General features: G+C 59.0%; 15 protein-coding genes. 10 read left to right on the forward strand and 5 right to left on the reverse strand.

All coding sequences use genetic code 11. The annotated features are described in order from the left end of the window. Positions 1-47: 47 nt before the first annotated feature. The 6 genes from QMK52_RS13570 to QMK52_RS13595 all read left to right on the forward strand — a co-directional run bounded on the left by QMK52_RS13570 (position 48) and on the right by QMK52_RS13595 (position 6859). Complete coding sequence (locus tag QMK52_RS13570; protein WP_078822160.1) at positions 48-1334, forward strand: ABC transporter substrate-binding protein; 1287 nt, start codon at positions 48-50, stop codon at positions 1332-1334. Positions 1335-1515: 181 nt separating this feature from the next. Then, positions 1516-2424, forward strand: a complete 909-nt coding sequence (locus QMK52_RS13575) for a carbohydrate ABC transporter permease (RefSeq protein ID WP_005790780.1) — start codon at positions 1516-1518, stop codon at positions 2422-2424. Continuing rightward, the gene (locus QMK52_RS13580) at positions 2417-3262 is read left to right on the forward strand and encodes a carbohydrate ABC transporter permease (protein WP_005790778.1); all 846 of its coding nucleotides are present in this window, start codon (positions 2417-2419) and stop codon (positions 3260-3262) included. Before QMK52_RS13575 ends, QMK52_RS13580 begins: the two co-directional genes overlap by 8 nt. Positions 3263-3264: 2 nt before the next feature. Beyond that, positions 3265-4428, forward strand: coding sequence for an ABC transporter ATP-binding protein (locus QMK52_RS13585; RefSeq protein WP_103734747.1), 1164 nt, complete (start codon positions 3265-3267; stop codon positions 4426-4428). A gap of 137 nt (positions 4429-4565) precedes the next feature. Then, positions 4566-5915 (forward strand): carbohydrate porin, encoded by a 1350-nt coding sequence (locus tag QMK52_RS13590; RefSeq protein WP_005790775.1) that lies wholly within the window; start codon positions 4566-4568, stop codon positions 5913-5915. Positions 5916-6013: 98 nt separating this feature from the next. Further along, positions 6014-6859 carry a D-hexose-6-phosphate mutarotase gene (locus QMK52_RS13595; protein ID WP_194439033.1) on the forward strand — a complete coding sequence of 282 codons (846 nt, stop codon included), beginning with the start codon at positions 6014-6016 and terminating at the stop codon, positions 6857-6859. A 121-nt stretch (positions 6860-6980) separates the two neighbouring features. Here the strand turns inward: QMK52_RS13595 and QMK52_RS13600 are convergent, their stop codons facing one another. Then, entirely contained in the window at positions 6981-7841 is an 861-nt protein-coding gene (locus QMK52_RS13600) for a MurR/RpiR family transcriptional regulator (RefSeq protein WP_169856377.1), read from the reverse strand. A 219-nt stretch (positions 7842-8060) separates the two neighbouring features. Between QMK52_RS13600 and zwf the strand changes: the two genes are divergently transcribed. The 3 genes from zwf to QMK52_RS13615 are packed head-to-tail and all read left to right on the forward strand — an operon-like array spanning position 8061 to position 10910. Further along, entirely contained in the window at positions 8061-9527 is a 1467-nt protein-coding gene (zwf, locus tag QMK52_RS13605) for a glucose-6-phosphate dehydrogenase (protein WP_005790770.1), read from the forward strand. Beyond that, entirely contained in the window at positions 9514-10227 is a 714-nt protein-coding gene (gene pgl / locus QMK52_RS13610) for a 6-phosphogluconolactonase (RefSeq protein WP_032803690.1), read from the forward strand. The genes zwf and pgl overlap by 14 nt, the downstream gene beginning before the upstream one ends. A gap of 17 nt (positions 10228-10244) precedes the next feature. Then, the gene (locus QMK52_RS13615) at positions 10245-10910 is read left to right on the forward strand and encodes a bifunctional 4-hydroxy-2-oxoglutarate aldolase/2-dehydro-3-deoxy-phosphogluconate aldolase (protein ID WP_032803689.1); all 666 of its coding nucleotides are present in this window, start codon (positions 10245-10247) and stop codon (positions 10908-10910) included. A gap of 112 nt (positions 10911-11022) precedes the next feature. Here the strand turns inward: QMK52_RS13615 and QMK52_RS13620 are convergent, their stop codons facing one another. Together QMK52_RS13620 and QMK52_RS13625 are read right to left on the reverse strand one after the other, a co-directional pair. Next, complete coding sequence (locus tag QMK52_RS13620) at positions 11023-12198, reverse strand: aminotransferase class V-fold PLP-dependent enzyme (RefSeq protein WP_005790763.1); 1176 nt, start codon at positions 12196-12198, stop codon at positions 11023-11025. 10 nt (positions 12199-12208) lie between these two features. After that, positions 12209-12445, reverse strand: a complete 237-nt coding sequence (locus QMK52_RS13625) for a DUF3820 family protein (protein WP_005790761.1) — start codon at positions 12443-12445, stop codon at positions 12209-12211. Positions 12446-12649: 204 nt separating this feature from the next. Here QMK52_RS13625 and QMK52_RS13630 point away from each other — a divergent pair, with 204 nt between their 5' ends. Continuing rightward, complete coding sequence (locus tag QMK52_RS13630) at positions 12650-13117, forward strand: ferritin-like domain-containing protein (protein WP_003175720.1); 468 nt, start codon at positions 12650-12652, stop codon at positions 13115-13117. Positions 13118-13260: 143 nt separating this feature from the next. On the opposite strand, the gene QMK52_RS13635 is transcribed toward QMK52_RS13630, so the two are convergent. Continuing rightward, complete coding sequence (locus tag QMK52_RS13635) at positions 13261-13731, reverse strand: MaoC family dehydratase (RefSeq protein WP_003193747.1); 471 nt, start codon at positions 13729-13731, stop codon at positions 13261-13263. A 56-nt stretch (positions 13732-13787) separates the two neighbouring features. Next, on the reverse strand, positions 13788-14732 hold the full coding sequence (locus tag QMK52_RS13640) for an alpha/beta hydrolase (RefSeq protein WP_005790758.1): 945 nt from the start codon (positions 14730-14732) through the stop codon (positions 13788-13790). Positions 14733-14939: the final 207 nt, after the last annotated feature.

Raw genomic sequence — 14939 nt, forward strand, 5'->3', positions numbered from 1 at the left:
GCGCAAGCTCTAGACTTGCATGCATAACAACAAGAAAAGGTACTCAGATGAACGCGATTAATCGCCTCGCCGTTGCTATTTCCATTGCCTCGTTGTTTCCCCTCAGTGCATTTGCCGCCGACTCCAAAGGTACGGTGGAAGTGGTGCATTGGTGGACTTCCGGTGGTGAAAAAGCAGCTGTGGATGTCCTGAAGGCCCAAGTTGAGAAAGACGGCTTCACCTGGAAAGACGGTGCCGTTGCAGGTGGCGGTGGCGCCACCGCCATGACCGTGCTGAAAAGCCGTGCGGTTGCCGGCAACCCACCGGGCGTAGCCCAGATCAAAGGCCCCGACATCCAGGAATGGGCGTCCACTGGCCTGCTCGACACCGACGTGCTCAAAGACGTCGCCAAAGAAGAAAAGTGGGATTCCCTGCTCGACAAGAAAGTCTCCGATACCGTGAAGTACGACGGTGACTACGTGGCCGTACCGGTGAATATCCACCGTGTGAACTGGCTGTGGATCAACCCGGAAGTCTTCAAGAAAGCCGGTATCACCAAGAACCCGACCACCCTCGAAGAATTCTACGCAGCCGGCGACAAGCTCAAAGCTGCAGGCTTCATTGCGCTTGCCCACGGCGGCCAGCCTTGGCAGGACAGCACCGTTTTCGAAGCGGTAGTGCTCTCGGTCATGGGGGCTGATGGTTACAAGAAAGCCCTGGTCGACCTGGATAACGACGCCCTGACCGGTCCGCAAATGGTCAAGTCCCTCACTGAGCTGAAGAAAGTCGCGACCTACATGGACGTGGACGGCAAAGGCCAGGACTGGAACCTCGAAGCCGGCAAGGTCATCAACGGCAAGGCCGGTATGCAGATCATGGGTGACTGGGCCAAGTCCGAGTGGACTGCCGCCAAGAAAGTCGCTGGCAAGGACTACGAGTGCGTAGCGTTCCCTGGCACCGACAAAGCCTTCACCTACAACATCGACTCCCTGGCGGTGTTCAAGCAGAAAGACAAAGGCACTGCCGCAGGTCAGCAGGACATTGCCAAAGTCGTGCTGGGTGAAAACTTCCAGAAAGTGTTCAGCATCAACAAGGGCTCGATCCCTGTGCGTAACGACATGCTGACCAAGATGGATTCCTACGGCTTCGACTCCTGCGCCCAGACCGCCGCCAAGGACTTCCTGACCGACGCCAAGACCGGCGGCCTGCAGCCAAGCATGGCGCACAACATGGCCACTACCCTGGCGGTGCAAGGTGCGTTCTTTGACGTAGTGACCAACTACATCAACGACCCGAAAGCCGACCCGGCCGACACCGCCAAGAAGCTGGGTGCTGCGATCAAGTCGGCCAAGTAACACTTGGTAGCGGATTTTTGTGGGAGCCGGGCTTGCCCGCGATGCAAGCAACTCGGTGTACCGGTTACACCGAGGTGATGCCATCGCAGCGGTGCGACGAATCGACAAGCCAGCTCCCACACAAACCGCGTTCGACAAGAGACTCACCTTGTAGTCCTTTTTCCCTGTAGTGGATTTTCCCATGAGTTCTGTTGCTGTGTTCAGCAAGGCCTCGCCGTTCGATGTGCTGCAACGCTGGCTACCCAAACTGGTGCTGGCGCCGAGCATGTTCATCGTGCTGGTGGGCTTTTACGGCTACATCCTGTGGACGTTCGTGCTGTCGTTCACCACTTCCACGTTCCTGCCCAGCTACAAGTGGGCGGGCCTGGCTCAGTATGAGCGGTTGTTCGACAACGACCGTTGGTGGGTGGCGAGCAAAAACCTGGCGCTGTTCGGCGGCATGTTCATTGGCATCACCCTGGTGATCGGCGTGACGCTGGCGATTTTCCTCGACCAGAAAATCCGCCGCGAAGGCTTTATCCGCACCATTTACCTGTACCCGATGGCGCTCTCGATGATTGTCACCGGTACCGCCTGGAAATGGCTGCTCAATCCGGGCATGGGCCTGGACAAACTTCTGCGGGATTGGGGCTGGGAAGGCTTCCGTCTCGACTGGCTGATCGACCCCGACCGCGTGGTCTACTGCCTGGTGATCGCCGCTGTGTGGCAAGCCTCGGGCTTTATCATGGCGATGTTCCTGGCTGGCCTGCGTGGGGTTGATCAATCGATCATTCGCGCCGCCCAGATCGACGGCGCCAGCCTGCCACGCATTTATTGGAGCGTGGTGCTACCAAGCCTGCGTCCGGTGTTCTTCAGTGCGGTGATGATCCTGGCGCACATTGCGATCAAGAGCTTCGACCTGGTGGCGGCGATGACCGCGGGTGGCCCGGGCTATTCGTCCGATCTGCCGGCGATGTTCATGTACTCGTTCACCTTCAGCCGTGGCCAGATGGGCATGGGCTCGGCCAGTGCAATCCTGATGCTCGGTGCGATCCTCGCGATCATCGTGCCGTACCTCTACTCCGAGCTGAGGACCAAACGTAATGACTAGTCTCGCCTCCAAACCTGCCATCAGCCTGAGTCGTATCGCGATCTATGCGGTGCTGATCCTCGCCGTGCTGCTGTACCTGGTGCCGCTGGTGGTGATGCTGCTCACCAGCTTCAAGACTCCCGAAGACATCAGCAGCGGCAACCTGCTGAGCTGGCCGACCGTGGTCAGTGGCATCGGCTGGGTCAAGGCCTGGGCCACTGTGGATGGCTACTTCTGGAACTCGATCAAGATCACCGTTCCAGCCGTGCTGATTTCCACCGCCATCGGGGCCTTGAATGGGTATGTGCTGTCGTTCTGGCGCTTCCGAGGTTCGCAACTGTTCTTTGGATTGTTGCTGTTCGGCTGCTTCCTGCCGTTCCAGACCGTGCTGCTGCCCGCGTCGTTCACCCTCGGCAAAATGGGTCTGGCGAGCACAACCACCGGCCTGGTGTTTATCCACGTGGTCTACGGCCTGGCGTTCACCACGCTGTTCTTCCGTAACTACTACGTAAGCATCCCGGATGCGCTGATCAAGGCGGCACGCCTGGACGGTGCGGGTTTCTTCACCATCTTCCGGCAGATCATTCTGCCGATGTCGACGCCGATCATCATGGTCTGCCTGATCTGGCAGTTCACGCAGATCTGGAACGACTTCCTGTTCGGCGTGGTGTTCTCCAGTGGCGACTCCCAGCCCATCACGGTGGCGCTGAACAACCTGGTCAACACCAGCACCGGGGCCAAGGAATATAACGTGGATATGGCGGCGGCGATGATCGCCGGGCTGCCGACCCTGCTGGTCTATGTGATCGCAGGCAAGTATTTCGTGCGCGGCCTCACGGCCGGCGCGGTCAAGGGGTAATCATGGCTACGCTTGAACTTCGCAATGTAAACAAAACCTACGGCGCCGGCCTGCCCGACACCTTGAAGAACATCGAACTGTCGATCAAGGAAGGCGAATTCCTGATCCTGGTCGGCCCTTCGGGGTGCGGCAAGTCCACGCTGATGAACTGCATCGCCGGCCTTGAGACCATCACCGGCGGCGCGATCATGATCGGTGATCAAGACGTGAGCGGCATGAGCCCCAAGGACCGCGACATCGCCATGGTGTTCCAGTCCTATGCGCTGTACCCGACCATGAGCGTGCGCGAGAACATCGAGTTCGGTCTGAAGATCCGCAAGATGCCGCAAGCCGACATCGACGCCGAAGTCGCACGCGTGGCCAAGCTGCTGCAGATCGAACACCTGCTCAACCGCAAGCCAGGCCAACTGTCCGGTGGCCAGCAGCAGCGTGTGGCCATGGGCCGAGCGCTGGCGCGGCGGCCGAAGATCTACCTGTTCGACGAACCGCTGTCCAACCTCGACGCCAAATTGCGCGTCGAGATGCGCACCGAAATGAAGCTGATGCACCAGCGTCTGAAAACCACCACCGTCTATGTCACCCACGACCAGATCGAAGCGATGACCCTGGGCGACAAGGTGGCGGTGATGAAGGACGGCATCATCCAACAATTCGGCACGCCGAAAGAAATCTATAACGACCCGGCGAACCTGTTTGTGGCAAGCTTTATCGGTTCACCACCGATGAACTTCGTGCCTTTGCGCCTGCAACGCAAGGACGGTCGTCTGGTCGCGCTGCTGGACAGCGGCCAGGCCCGTTGCGAGCTACCGCTGAGCATGAACGACGCCGGGCTTGAAGACCGTGATGTGATCCTCGGCCTGCGCCCGGAGCAGATCGTGCTGGCTGCGGGCGAGGGCAACGGCTCGTCGAGTATTCGTGCCGAAGTCCAGGTCACCGAGCCGACCGGCCCGGACACGCTGGTGTTTGTGCAGCTCAACGACACCAAGGTCTGCTGCCGCTTGGCGCCGGACGTCGCGCCGCAGGTGGGCGAGACCCTGACGCTGCAATTCGACCCGGCCAAGGTGTTGCTGTTTGACGCCAAGACCGGTGAGCGATTGGGGACTGCTGGCTCACTGGGGGCATCTGTGGGAGCCGGGCTTGCCCGCGATGGCGTCACCGCGTTGTAACTGCAGGACCGAGGCGCCTGCATCGCAGGCAAGCCCGGCTCCCACAGGAAAAAGAAGATAACCAGTTGTTTTAATTAAAAAATGTAACCCGCGTTAGATAAAAACAGTTTAATAACAATAAAGACGAGGATGTAGGGATGAAAAAGCAACACAACAACACCCGGCTGATCTGCCAGCTGTCAGCGGTAGCAGCCCTGGTTTTGTCCGCCAATGCGATGGCGGATGAAGCCTTCAGTGCCGATTCCAAGTGGATGACCGGCGATTGGGGCGGCGAGCGTACCAAGCTGATCGAGCAAGGTATCGACATCAAGGCCGACTACGTTGGGGAGATGGGCTACAACGCTCACGGTGGCTACAACGACGACAAGACCGGTCGCTACTCTGACCAGTTTGGTCTTGGCGTGGCACTGGACCTGCAAAAACTGTGGGGCTGGGATAACACCCAGGCCAAGATCCAGTTGACCAATCGTAATGGCGAGAACATCTCCAACGACCGTATTGGCGACCCGCGTGCCGGCACCTTGAGTTCATCGCAGGAAGTGTATGGCCGTGGCCACATGGTGCGTCTGACCCAACTGTGGATCCAGCACCAGTTCCTCGACGGCAAACTGGACGTCAAAGCCGGTTACTTCGGTGAAGGCGAAGACTTCAACACCTTCCCCTGCGAGTTCCAGAACCTGGCGTTCTGCGGTTCGCAAGTGGGTAACTGGGCCACCAACATCTGGTACAACTGGCCCGTCAGCCAGGCCGCTCTGCGTGTGAAATACCACATCACGCCTGAACTGTATGCGCAAATTGGCGCGTACAACCAGAACCCATCGCAAACCGAAATGGGCAACGGCTTCAAGCTCAGCGGTAGCGGCACCAAGGGCACCGTGTTGCCAGTTGAATTGGTGTGGTCGCCGAAGGTCAATGGCCTGCCGGGCGAGTACCGCGTGGGTTACTACAAGAGCACGGCTGACGCTGATGATGTGCGCGAAGACGTCAACGGCGGCGACGCTGGCGCCACTGGCGATGCCCTGCGCGTTCGCAACAGCAAAAGCGGCTACTGGGGCGTGGTGCAACAGCAACTCACCACCCACAACGGTGATGCCTCCCGTGGTCTGAACGTTGCGGCTAACGTCACCTTCCACGACAAGGACACCAACTTCATCGACAACTATCAGTCGCTGATGTTTGTGTACAAGGGCCCGTTCGATGCGCGTCCAAAGGATGACATCGGCATCGGTTTTGCCCGTATCCATGTCAACGATGACGTGAAGAAAACCGCAGAGCTGCGTAACGCGGCGGGTGGTTTCACTGACTACAGCCAGGCCGGTTACATGCCGCTGCAAGGTACCGAATACAACTACGAAATCAACTACGGCTTCCATGTCACCAATTGGCTGACCGTACGCCCTAACCTGCAATACATCACCCACCCAGGTGGTGTGGATCAAGTCGACAACGCCTTGGTCGCCGGCCTGAAAATTCAGTCTACCTTCTAACGCTGTTGCGATAAGCTCCTCTCTCTGTGCGCATTTGCGGGTAGCCATGGCTATCCGCTTTTTTTTGGCTTGCACTGTGATATTCGGAACCTGTGCACATGCATGAGCAACCGCTGCAACGCTTTTTCAAATCCCTGCGCGAGCGGCCGGTGTTCGCCTGGGAGCGCTTTCAGATGCGCGATGTGTTGGTGATCGACCACCCCCTGTGCCAGGCGGTGTTCAGTCGCCAGGGTGCGCAATTGCTGCACTTTCAACCGACGGGCCAGAAGCCGTGGCTGTGGTGCGCCGCCAGATGGCCGCAAGTCGGGGCTATCCGTGGTGGCGTACCGGTGTGCTGGCCGTGGTATGGCCGTCACCCCAGCGAAAACGCATGGCCGTCCCATGGCTGGGCGCGCTTGATCGACTGGAAACTGCTCGATAGCAGCACCGATGACGATGGCGTGCGCCTGCACTGGCAATTGCAATTGTGCGACTGGCAGGTGGACTTGCACGCACACCTGGGTGAAACCCTGGAACTGCGCCTGAGCACCGAGCATCAGGACGAGTTGCCGTGCCAGTTGAGCCATGCTTTGCACGCTTACTGGCGTATTGGTCACGTTGACGAGGTAGCGCTGTCTGGGCTCGACGGCGCGCAAGGTTATGATCAGCTCAACCGTCAGGTCTGCCAGCAGGAAGGTGAACTGCGGGTCGATGGCGGTTGCCAGCGGGTGTTCCAGCATGAGGGCGAACTACAGCTCAAGGACCACGCCTGGCAGCGTGAACTGTGCATCGACACCGGCGACAGCGCCGACACGGTGGTGTGGCATCCGGGGAGCCGGCCATTACTGGGCGTGAGCTTTAACGAGGCGTCGGGGTTTGTGTGTGTGGAGTCGGCGATGGCCGGGGCGAGCCTGGCGCCGGGGGAGAGGGCGCATTTGAGTCTGCAGGCTCGGGCTGGAGCTTAGCGGTGTGGCTGATGGCGCTATCGCAGGCAAGCCAGCTCCCACATTTGAAGGTATTCACACATCAAACTGTGGGAGGGGGCTTGCTCCCGATGGGGCCAGTGCAGCCACCACAGGTCCAGTCTTAGTTGAACTCATCCCCTACCGGATACCGGCTGTCATTCAAGCTCTCTTTGATCTTGCGCAAATGCGGCTGGAAATCTACCCCACGGCGCAACGTCATGCCGGTCGCCAACACATCCAGCACCGTCAATTGAATGATCCGCGAGGTCATCGGCATATAGATGTCGGTGTCTTCCGGCAGCGGGATGTTCAGGCTTACCGTACTGGCCTTGGCCAAAGGCGAGTTCTCGGCGGTTACGCCCAGCACCGACGCACCGTTTTCCCGGGCGATACGCGCCACTTCCACCAGCTCGCGGGTACGCCCGGTGTAGGAAATGATCACAAACAACTCACCGGTATGCGCCACCGAAGCGATCATGCGCTGCATCAGCACATCCGCATGAGCGGTCACTGCCAGGTTGAAGCGGAAAAATTTGTGCAGCGCATCCATGGCCACCGGCGCCGAGGCGCCCAGGCCGAAGAAGTGAATCTGGCGCGCCTGGATCAACAAATCCACGGCTTTGCTGATCAGCGCCGGGTCCAGGGCCTGGCAAGCGCTGTCCAGGGACGCGATGGCGCTGCCAAAGATCTTCTGGGTGTAGGCCTCGGGGTTATCATCGGCCTCCACGGCACGGCTGACATACGCGGCGCCACTGGCCAGGCTTTGCGCCAGCTGCAATTTAAGTTCAGGGTAACCGCTGACGCCGAACGAACGGCAGAAGCGGTTGACCGTCGGTTCGCTGACCGAGGCGGCCTGGGCGAGGGCGGCGATCGAGAAGCGTGTAGCCTGCTGCGGGTTGAGCAGGATGACTTCAGCGACTTTGCGCTCGGCCTTGTTTAATTCTTCGAGGCGGTTCCGGATCTGTTCCAGAAGATTTCGCACGCGGTCCATTCAGTCTTTCCTTCGGGCGACGATGCAAATAAAGGGCGGCAACCAATCGACGACTGGCTTTTCGCGGTGGCCTATCCTACTGAGGGTAGCTGAACACCACCACTCGCAATGCGTATTTCCGGAAAATGTTGTGGTTATTACTACATTTTTCCTTGAGTGATGCCTTGAAAAAAGGTATTTGTAGCTTAACTTGATAAAAGAACAAACATCATGCCTTCGATAACCGTAGAACCCTGCACCTTTGCCCTGTTTGGCGCCTTGGGTGATCTGGCGCTGCGCAAGTTATTTCCTGCCCTCTATCAACTCGATGGCGCCGGGCTGCTGCACGACGATACGCGCATCCTGGCCCTGGCCCGTGAAGCCGGCAGCGAGCAGCAACACCTGGCCCATATCGAAAAAGAATTGCGTAAATACGTCGGCAAGGAACTCGACGAAGCCGTGGCCGTGCGCTTCCTTGCGCGCCTGGCCTACGTGCATGTCGACTTCATGAAGGCTGACGACTACGTCGCCCTTGCCGAGAAGGTCGGCAGCGAGCAACGCCTGATCGCCTACTTCGCCACCCCTGCGGCGGTGTACGGGGCTATCTGCGAGAACCTGTCCAAGGTGGGCCTGGCGGAAAACACCCGCGTGGTCCTGGAAAAGCCCATCGGTTCGGACCTGGAATCCTCGCGCAAGGTCAACGACGCCGTGGCGCAGTTTTTCCCGGAAAACCGCACCTACCGTATCGACCACTACCTGGGCAAAGAAACCGTCCAGAACCTGATCGCCCTGCGTTTCGCCAACAGTTTGTTCGAAACCCAGTGGAACCAGAACTACATTTCCCACGTGGAAATCACCGTGGCCGAGCAGGTCGGCATCGAAGGCCGTTGGGGTTACTTCGACAAGGCCGGCCAGCTGCGCGACATGATCCAGAACCACCTGCTGCAGTTGCTGTGCCTGATCGCCATGGACCCGCCGGCCGACCTGTCCGCCGACAGTATCCGCGACGAGAAGGTCAAGGTGCTCAAGGCCCTGGCGCCGATCAGCCCCGAGGGCCTGACCACCCAGGTGGTACGCGGCCAATACATTGCCGGCTACAGTGCGGGCAAAGCCGTGCCGGGTTATCTGGAAGAAGACAATTCCAACACCCAGAGCGACACCGAAACCTTCGTCGCCCTGCGTGCCGATATTCGCAACTGGCGTTGGGCCGGGGTGCCGTTCTACCTGCGTACTGGCAAACGTATGCCGCAAAAGCTGTCGCAGATTGTCATCCATTTCAAGGAACCGTCCCACTACATCTTCGCCCCCGAGCAGCGCCTGCAGATCAGCAACAAGCTGATCATTCGCCTGCAACCGGACGAAGGTATTTCCTTGCGCGTGATGACCAAGGAGCAGGGCCTGGACAAGGGCATGCAACTGCGCAGCGGGCCACTGCAACTGAATTTTTCCGACACCTATCGCAGCGCACGCATCCCGGATGCCTACGAGCGGTTGTTGCTGGAAGTGATGCGCGGCAATCAGAACCTGTTTGTTCGCAAAGATGAAATCGAAGCCGCGTGGAAGTGGTGTGACCAGTTGATCGCCGGCTGGAAAAAGTCCGGTGATGCGCCCAAGCCGTATGCGGCGGGGTCCTGGGGGCCGATGAGCTCGATTGCACTGATTACGCGGGATGGGAGGTCGTGGTATGGCGATATCTGAATTGAAACTGCCTCAGGGCGTTACTGCCCATGAGTACCGTACGCCCACGCTGCTGGCCGATGGCCTGGCCCATGACGTGGCCGAACAACTGCGCGCTGCCATCAGCGCCCGTGGCGAGGCGACGCTGGTGGTGTCCGGTGGACGCAGCCCCGTGGCGTTTTTCCAGAACCTGGCCAAGCAGGGCCTGGACTGGTCCAAGGTCACCATCTCCCTTGCGGATGAACGCTGGGTGCCGGTAGAGCATGCCGACAGCAATGCCGGCTTGTTGAAGAAGCACCTGCTGCAAGGCCCGGCGGCCAAGGCCCAGTTCCTCAGCCTTTACAGCGCCACGGCCAATCTTGAAGACGCTGCCGAGCAGGCCGATCGCCTGCTGGCCGAACTGCCCGGCATTGATGTGCTGGTGCTGGGCATGGGCGATGACGGCCACACCGCCTCGCTGTTCCCCAACAGCCCCAACCTGGCAGAAGCACTGAAGGCCGACGGTACTCGCCGTTGCTGGCCGATGCTGGCGCCAACCGTGCCGCACCAGCGCCTGACCATGAGTCGTGCGCTGCTGGCGACGGCCAACTACACCGTGCTGTCGATTTCCGGCAGTTCGAAATTGACCACCTTGAGCGCAGCGCTGGCCAGCGACGATGTTGCTGCCATGCCGATTCGCGCGTTTTTGCAACCTACTCTCGAGATTTACTGGTGCCCATGAGCCAAGGATCAGCCGCTATGAAAAGCCCTCAACCGACCGTGTCCATGGCGGATAAAGTTGCCTTGATCGACAGCCTCTGCGCCAAGGCGCGGATCCTGCCGGTGATTACCATCGCCCGCGAGCAGGACATCCTGCCGCTGGCCGATGCCCTGGCAGCTGGCGGTTTGACCGCGTTGGAAGTGACCCTGCGTTCCGAGTTCGGCCTCAAGGCCATTCAGGTCTTGCGTGAGCAACGTCCTGAGCTGTGCACCGGTGCCGGTACCGTGCTTGATCGTCACATGCTCGAAGCGGCCGAAGTGGCAGGTTCGCAATTTATCGTTACCCCTGGCATTACCCGCGACCTGCTGGAAGCCTCGGTACACAGTCCGATCCCGCTGCTGCCAGGCATCAGCAACGCCTCCGGCATCATGGAAGGCTACGGCCTGGGTTATCGCCGCTTCAAGTTGTTCCCGGCCGAAGTCAGCGGCGGCGTCGCGGCCATCAAGGCGCTGGGCGGCCCGTTTGGCGAAGTGAAATTCTGCCCGACCGGCGGCGTTGGCCCGGCCAATATCAAAAGCTACATGGCGTTGAAAAACGTGATGTGCGTGGGCGGTAGCTGGATGCTTGATCCTGAGTGGGTCAGGAACGGCGACTGGGCACGCATCCAGGAAGTTACCGCACAGGCGCTGGCGCTGCTGGACTGAGCGGATTTACAGAATCGTTGTTGCTGTGCTTAACGGCATTTTTGCGGTGCACTTGGTCGGTGTGCCGCTTTTTTTTGCCTCTGGAAAATCCCCCGGCTCACCAAAAAACAGTTTAATCCTTGCTCAGCTCGGTAATGGCGTTGACCAGTACGCCGATATCCGCCGCCGTTGTCACCAACCCCGGCGTCACCCGAATACAGGTGCCAAACGCCGCTCCTGTTCGCGTGGTGGTGAACAGGTCGTATTCCTTGAGCAGCCTGTCCACCATTAACTGCTGATCGCGCCCGATGAACTTGAATGCAGTGATGCCGCAATACAAGCGCGGATCATCCGACGTCAGCACTTCAATCCCCGCCAATGGCCTCACCTGGCTTACCCACAGATCTCGCAGGTAATTGACCCGTGCGCCCTTGGCCGCCGCGCCACCCAGGTCTCGATGCTCTTCAAATACCAGCGGCAAAGTCATCAGCGCTGGGAAGTTGGGTGTGCTGTAGGACGTACGAGCGCGCACGTCAGTGGCGGGGTAGTGAAACTCGCCCATGTCCGGGTCGATATCGGCCAGGCGCTCCGGGGCGATGTACATAAAGCCCAGCGTCAGCGGTGCGCCAATCCATTTGTGCAGGTTGAAGCCCGCAAATTGGATGCCCAGTTCGGCGAGGTTGAACTCGATCTGGCCGAGGGCGTGAGCGCCGTCGAGGATCACGTCGATCCCCTGTTCCCGCGCAGCCTGGGCGATGGCCGCAACGGGCATCACCAGGCCGGTGCGGTGAGTGACATGCGTCAGGGCCATCAGTTTAAGGCGCGGATACTGCGCGAACGCCTCGTTATACGTCTGCACCAGGCTGTCGAAACTGGCCGGGTGGGTGTGTGACACCTCGATCACCTCCACGCCGCGAACATCGGCAAGCCAGCGCATGGCGCCCTTGACCGTGTCGTACTCCAAATCGCTGATCAGCACCTGGTCGCCGGGTTGCAGGCGGTTGTAGTTGCGGATCAGCGACTGTAAGGCTTCGGTAGCGTTGCGCGTGAAGGCGATCGACTCGGGGTCGACGTCAATCAATGCCGCCAGCGTGCGGCGAATCTCGACGTTTTCACCTTGCTCGAAACGTTGGCGCACATGTACCGAGTTGCTGCGGTTGATAAAGCTGATGTGCTCAAGGTATTGCGCTTGCACTGCACGGCTCATACGCCCGAAGTAGCCGTTTTCCAGGTTGATCGGCCCGGGTTGCAGCTCATAGCGCTGGGCGATGGTGTGCCAGTGGCGTTCGTTGTCGGCATTCCTTGGCATGGCGAGTCTCTCAATGGCGGGGGGCGGGTTTGCCGTGTTTGGCACGCAGTGGTTCGAGCAGTTCGGCCAGGCCGTTGTGGTCGATTTCCTGCATCAAGGCCAGCAGACCGCCCAATTCGCCATGGGGGAAACCTTCACGGGCAAACCAGTTCAGGTAGGGGCCGGGCAGGTCGGCGATGATCCGGCCCTTGTATTTGCCGAAGGGCATTTCGCGGGTGATCAGCAGTTCGAGTTTTTCAGGATTCATGAGCTTCGCGGGATTGAGGCGAGGTCTTCGAAAATACAGGCATTCTGCATGAAGGCCAAATGACAGATCATGCAAATAACGCACATACAGATGGTTCAATATTTCTTAAGTTATTGAAATTAATAGATAAATTTGTTTTTTAAAACCTGGCACGGGCGCTGCAATAACCAAGACACCCTTCTAACCCGTACAAGGAATTGAAAAATGACTGACATCAATAAAGAATCGATCTCCGTACTGAACGACCTGATCGAAACCAGCATCGACGGCCAAAAGGGTTTCAAGGAATGCGCTGAAGATATCAAGCATCCGGAACTCAAGGCTCTGTTTGCCAAGCGCTCTGCTGATTGCGCCACTGCCGCCGCTGAATTGAAAACCGCCGTGCGTGCCCTGGGTGGCGATCCGGAAGATTCCGGCAGCGTAGCAGGTGCTCTGCACCGTGGCTGGGTCGACGTGAAGTCGATGGTCACTGGCAAGGATGAAGAAGCGGTATTGAACGAAGCCGAGCGCGGTGAAGACCACGCACTGAAGGCTTACCGTGAAGCGATCGAGAAGATCAACAAGCACAACCTGCTGGGTATTCGTGACCTGGTGGAGCGTCAGTACCACGGCGTACAGCGCAACCACGACCAGGTAAAAGCCCTGCGTAACCAGGCTCGTGCTCAGTCCTGAGACCTGCACAGTAACAATTGTGGGAGGGGGCTTGCTCCCGATAGCGGTAAGTCAGTCGACCTATTGAGTGACTGACTCACCGCGATCGGGGGCAAGCCCCCTCCCACATTTGTATTGTGTAAATGCTGAGATTGCAGTTAGCCTCAGCCGATGCTGATCGGCGGCAACTCGGTCAACGTCACCACCTGCTGCTTGCGCGGCGCCAGAATCTCTGCCTCGCCATCTACCACCAACTCATCACGCTGGTTGAATACGCGTGTAGCGATGCGTACGCGAAACTTCGGCAGTTTTTCAAGGATTTCCAGGCGCACGGTAAGGGTGTCGCCAATCTTGACCGGTTTCTGAAAGGTCATCTGCTGGCCGATATAAATCGTGCCCGGCCCAGGCAGCTCGCAGGCTACGGCCGCACTGATCAGCGCACCGCTGAACATGCCGTGGGCGATGCGCTCCTTGAACATGGTTGCCTTGGCGTATTCGGCATCCAGGTGCACCGGGTTGTGGTCGCCGGACATGGCGGCAAACAACTGGATATCACGCTCTTCGACGGTCTTGCTGAAGCTGGCGGTCTGGCCCACTTCGAGCGCCTCGTACGGGGTGTTGGTTACCTGGGTCATCTAAAGGTGCATCCTGTGGCTTATCGGTAATTAATCGGCTGATTTTAAAGCAAAAACTATTCGCAGCGGGTTGGCCTGCGCAACGTCAGCGCCTGTTCCAGCCAGCTCAGAAGGTCGGCGGTGACTTCATCACGGTTGGTTTCGTTGAATACTTCATGCCGCGCCTGCGGGTAGAGGTTCAATTGTATGTTCTGGCAGCCGGCCTCACGCAGGGCATGGGCCAAGTCCTTGAGACGCTTGCCTTCGCTTACCGGATCACATTCGCCGCCCATCACCAGGATCGGCAGGCCCGGGTCGATCTGCGCGAGATTGGACGCTTTGCTGATTTGCTGCAAGCCGCCCAGCAGGTCGATCCACAACTGGTTGGTGCAGCGAAAACCGCAGAGCGGGTCGTTGATGTACTTGTCGACTTCGTCCGGGTCGCGGCTCAGCCAGTCGCAGGCGGTGCGGTTGGGTTTGAACGCTTTGTTGAACGAGCCGAATGACAGGAACTCGATCAACGCACTGCGGCCGCGCAACCCCTGGCGCATTCGTTCGATACGTGCGATCAGGCGTGCCGCGCTATACAGCGCTACCGGCTGGAAATTCGAACCGCTGAGAATCGCGCCATGCAGGCTGGCGCTGTGGTGCAGCAAATAGCCCTGGGCGATGTAGCTGCCCATGCTGTGGCCGAGCAAAATAATCGGCAGGTCCGGTTTTTGCTGGCCGATATGCTGGTTGAGGCTGGCCAGGTCGCCGACCACTTTGTTCCAGCCATCCTTTTCAGCGTACAGCCCCAGGGTGCCCTCATCGGCAGTACGCCCATGGCCGCGCTGGTCCAGCGCATACACCCCGTAGCCGGCGCTGCACAAGGCGTCGGCCAGGCGAGCATAACGACCACTGTGCTCGGCCATGCCGTGGGAGAGCATCACCACCGCCTTGGGCGGGGTGTCTGGCAGCCATTGGTTGACGTACAGGCGGCTGTGGTCATTCGCGGTCAGCCAGAAGGTGCTGTGGGTCATGGCGGCTTCCTTTGCTCAGGGTCGTTGGAGTGTATAGCTCATTCGCAGAGTTGCGGGGTATCTGCCTACACGTTAGACGCAAGATTCATACAATCAATGACACGATTTAGCGTATTTGCCTGTTTGCTCATAGCTGCTAACGTCCCCAAAGCTCCGCTTTTTATAAACGCTTAAAGCGGCCGGACACACTCAGGTAAGAGGACAAGA

Origin of the sequence: Pseudomonas sp. P9_2, from assembly GCF_034008255.1 — a bacterium.
GTDB classification, from domain to species: Bacteria; Pseudomonadota; Gammaproteobacteria; order Pseudomonadales; family Pseudomonadaceae; genus Aquipseudomonas; species Aquipseudomonas synxantha_A.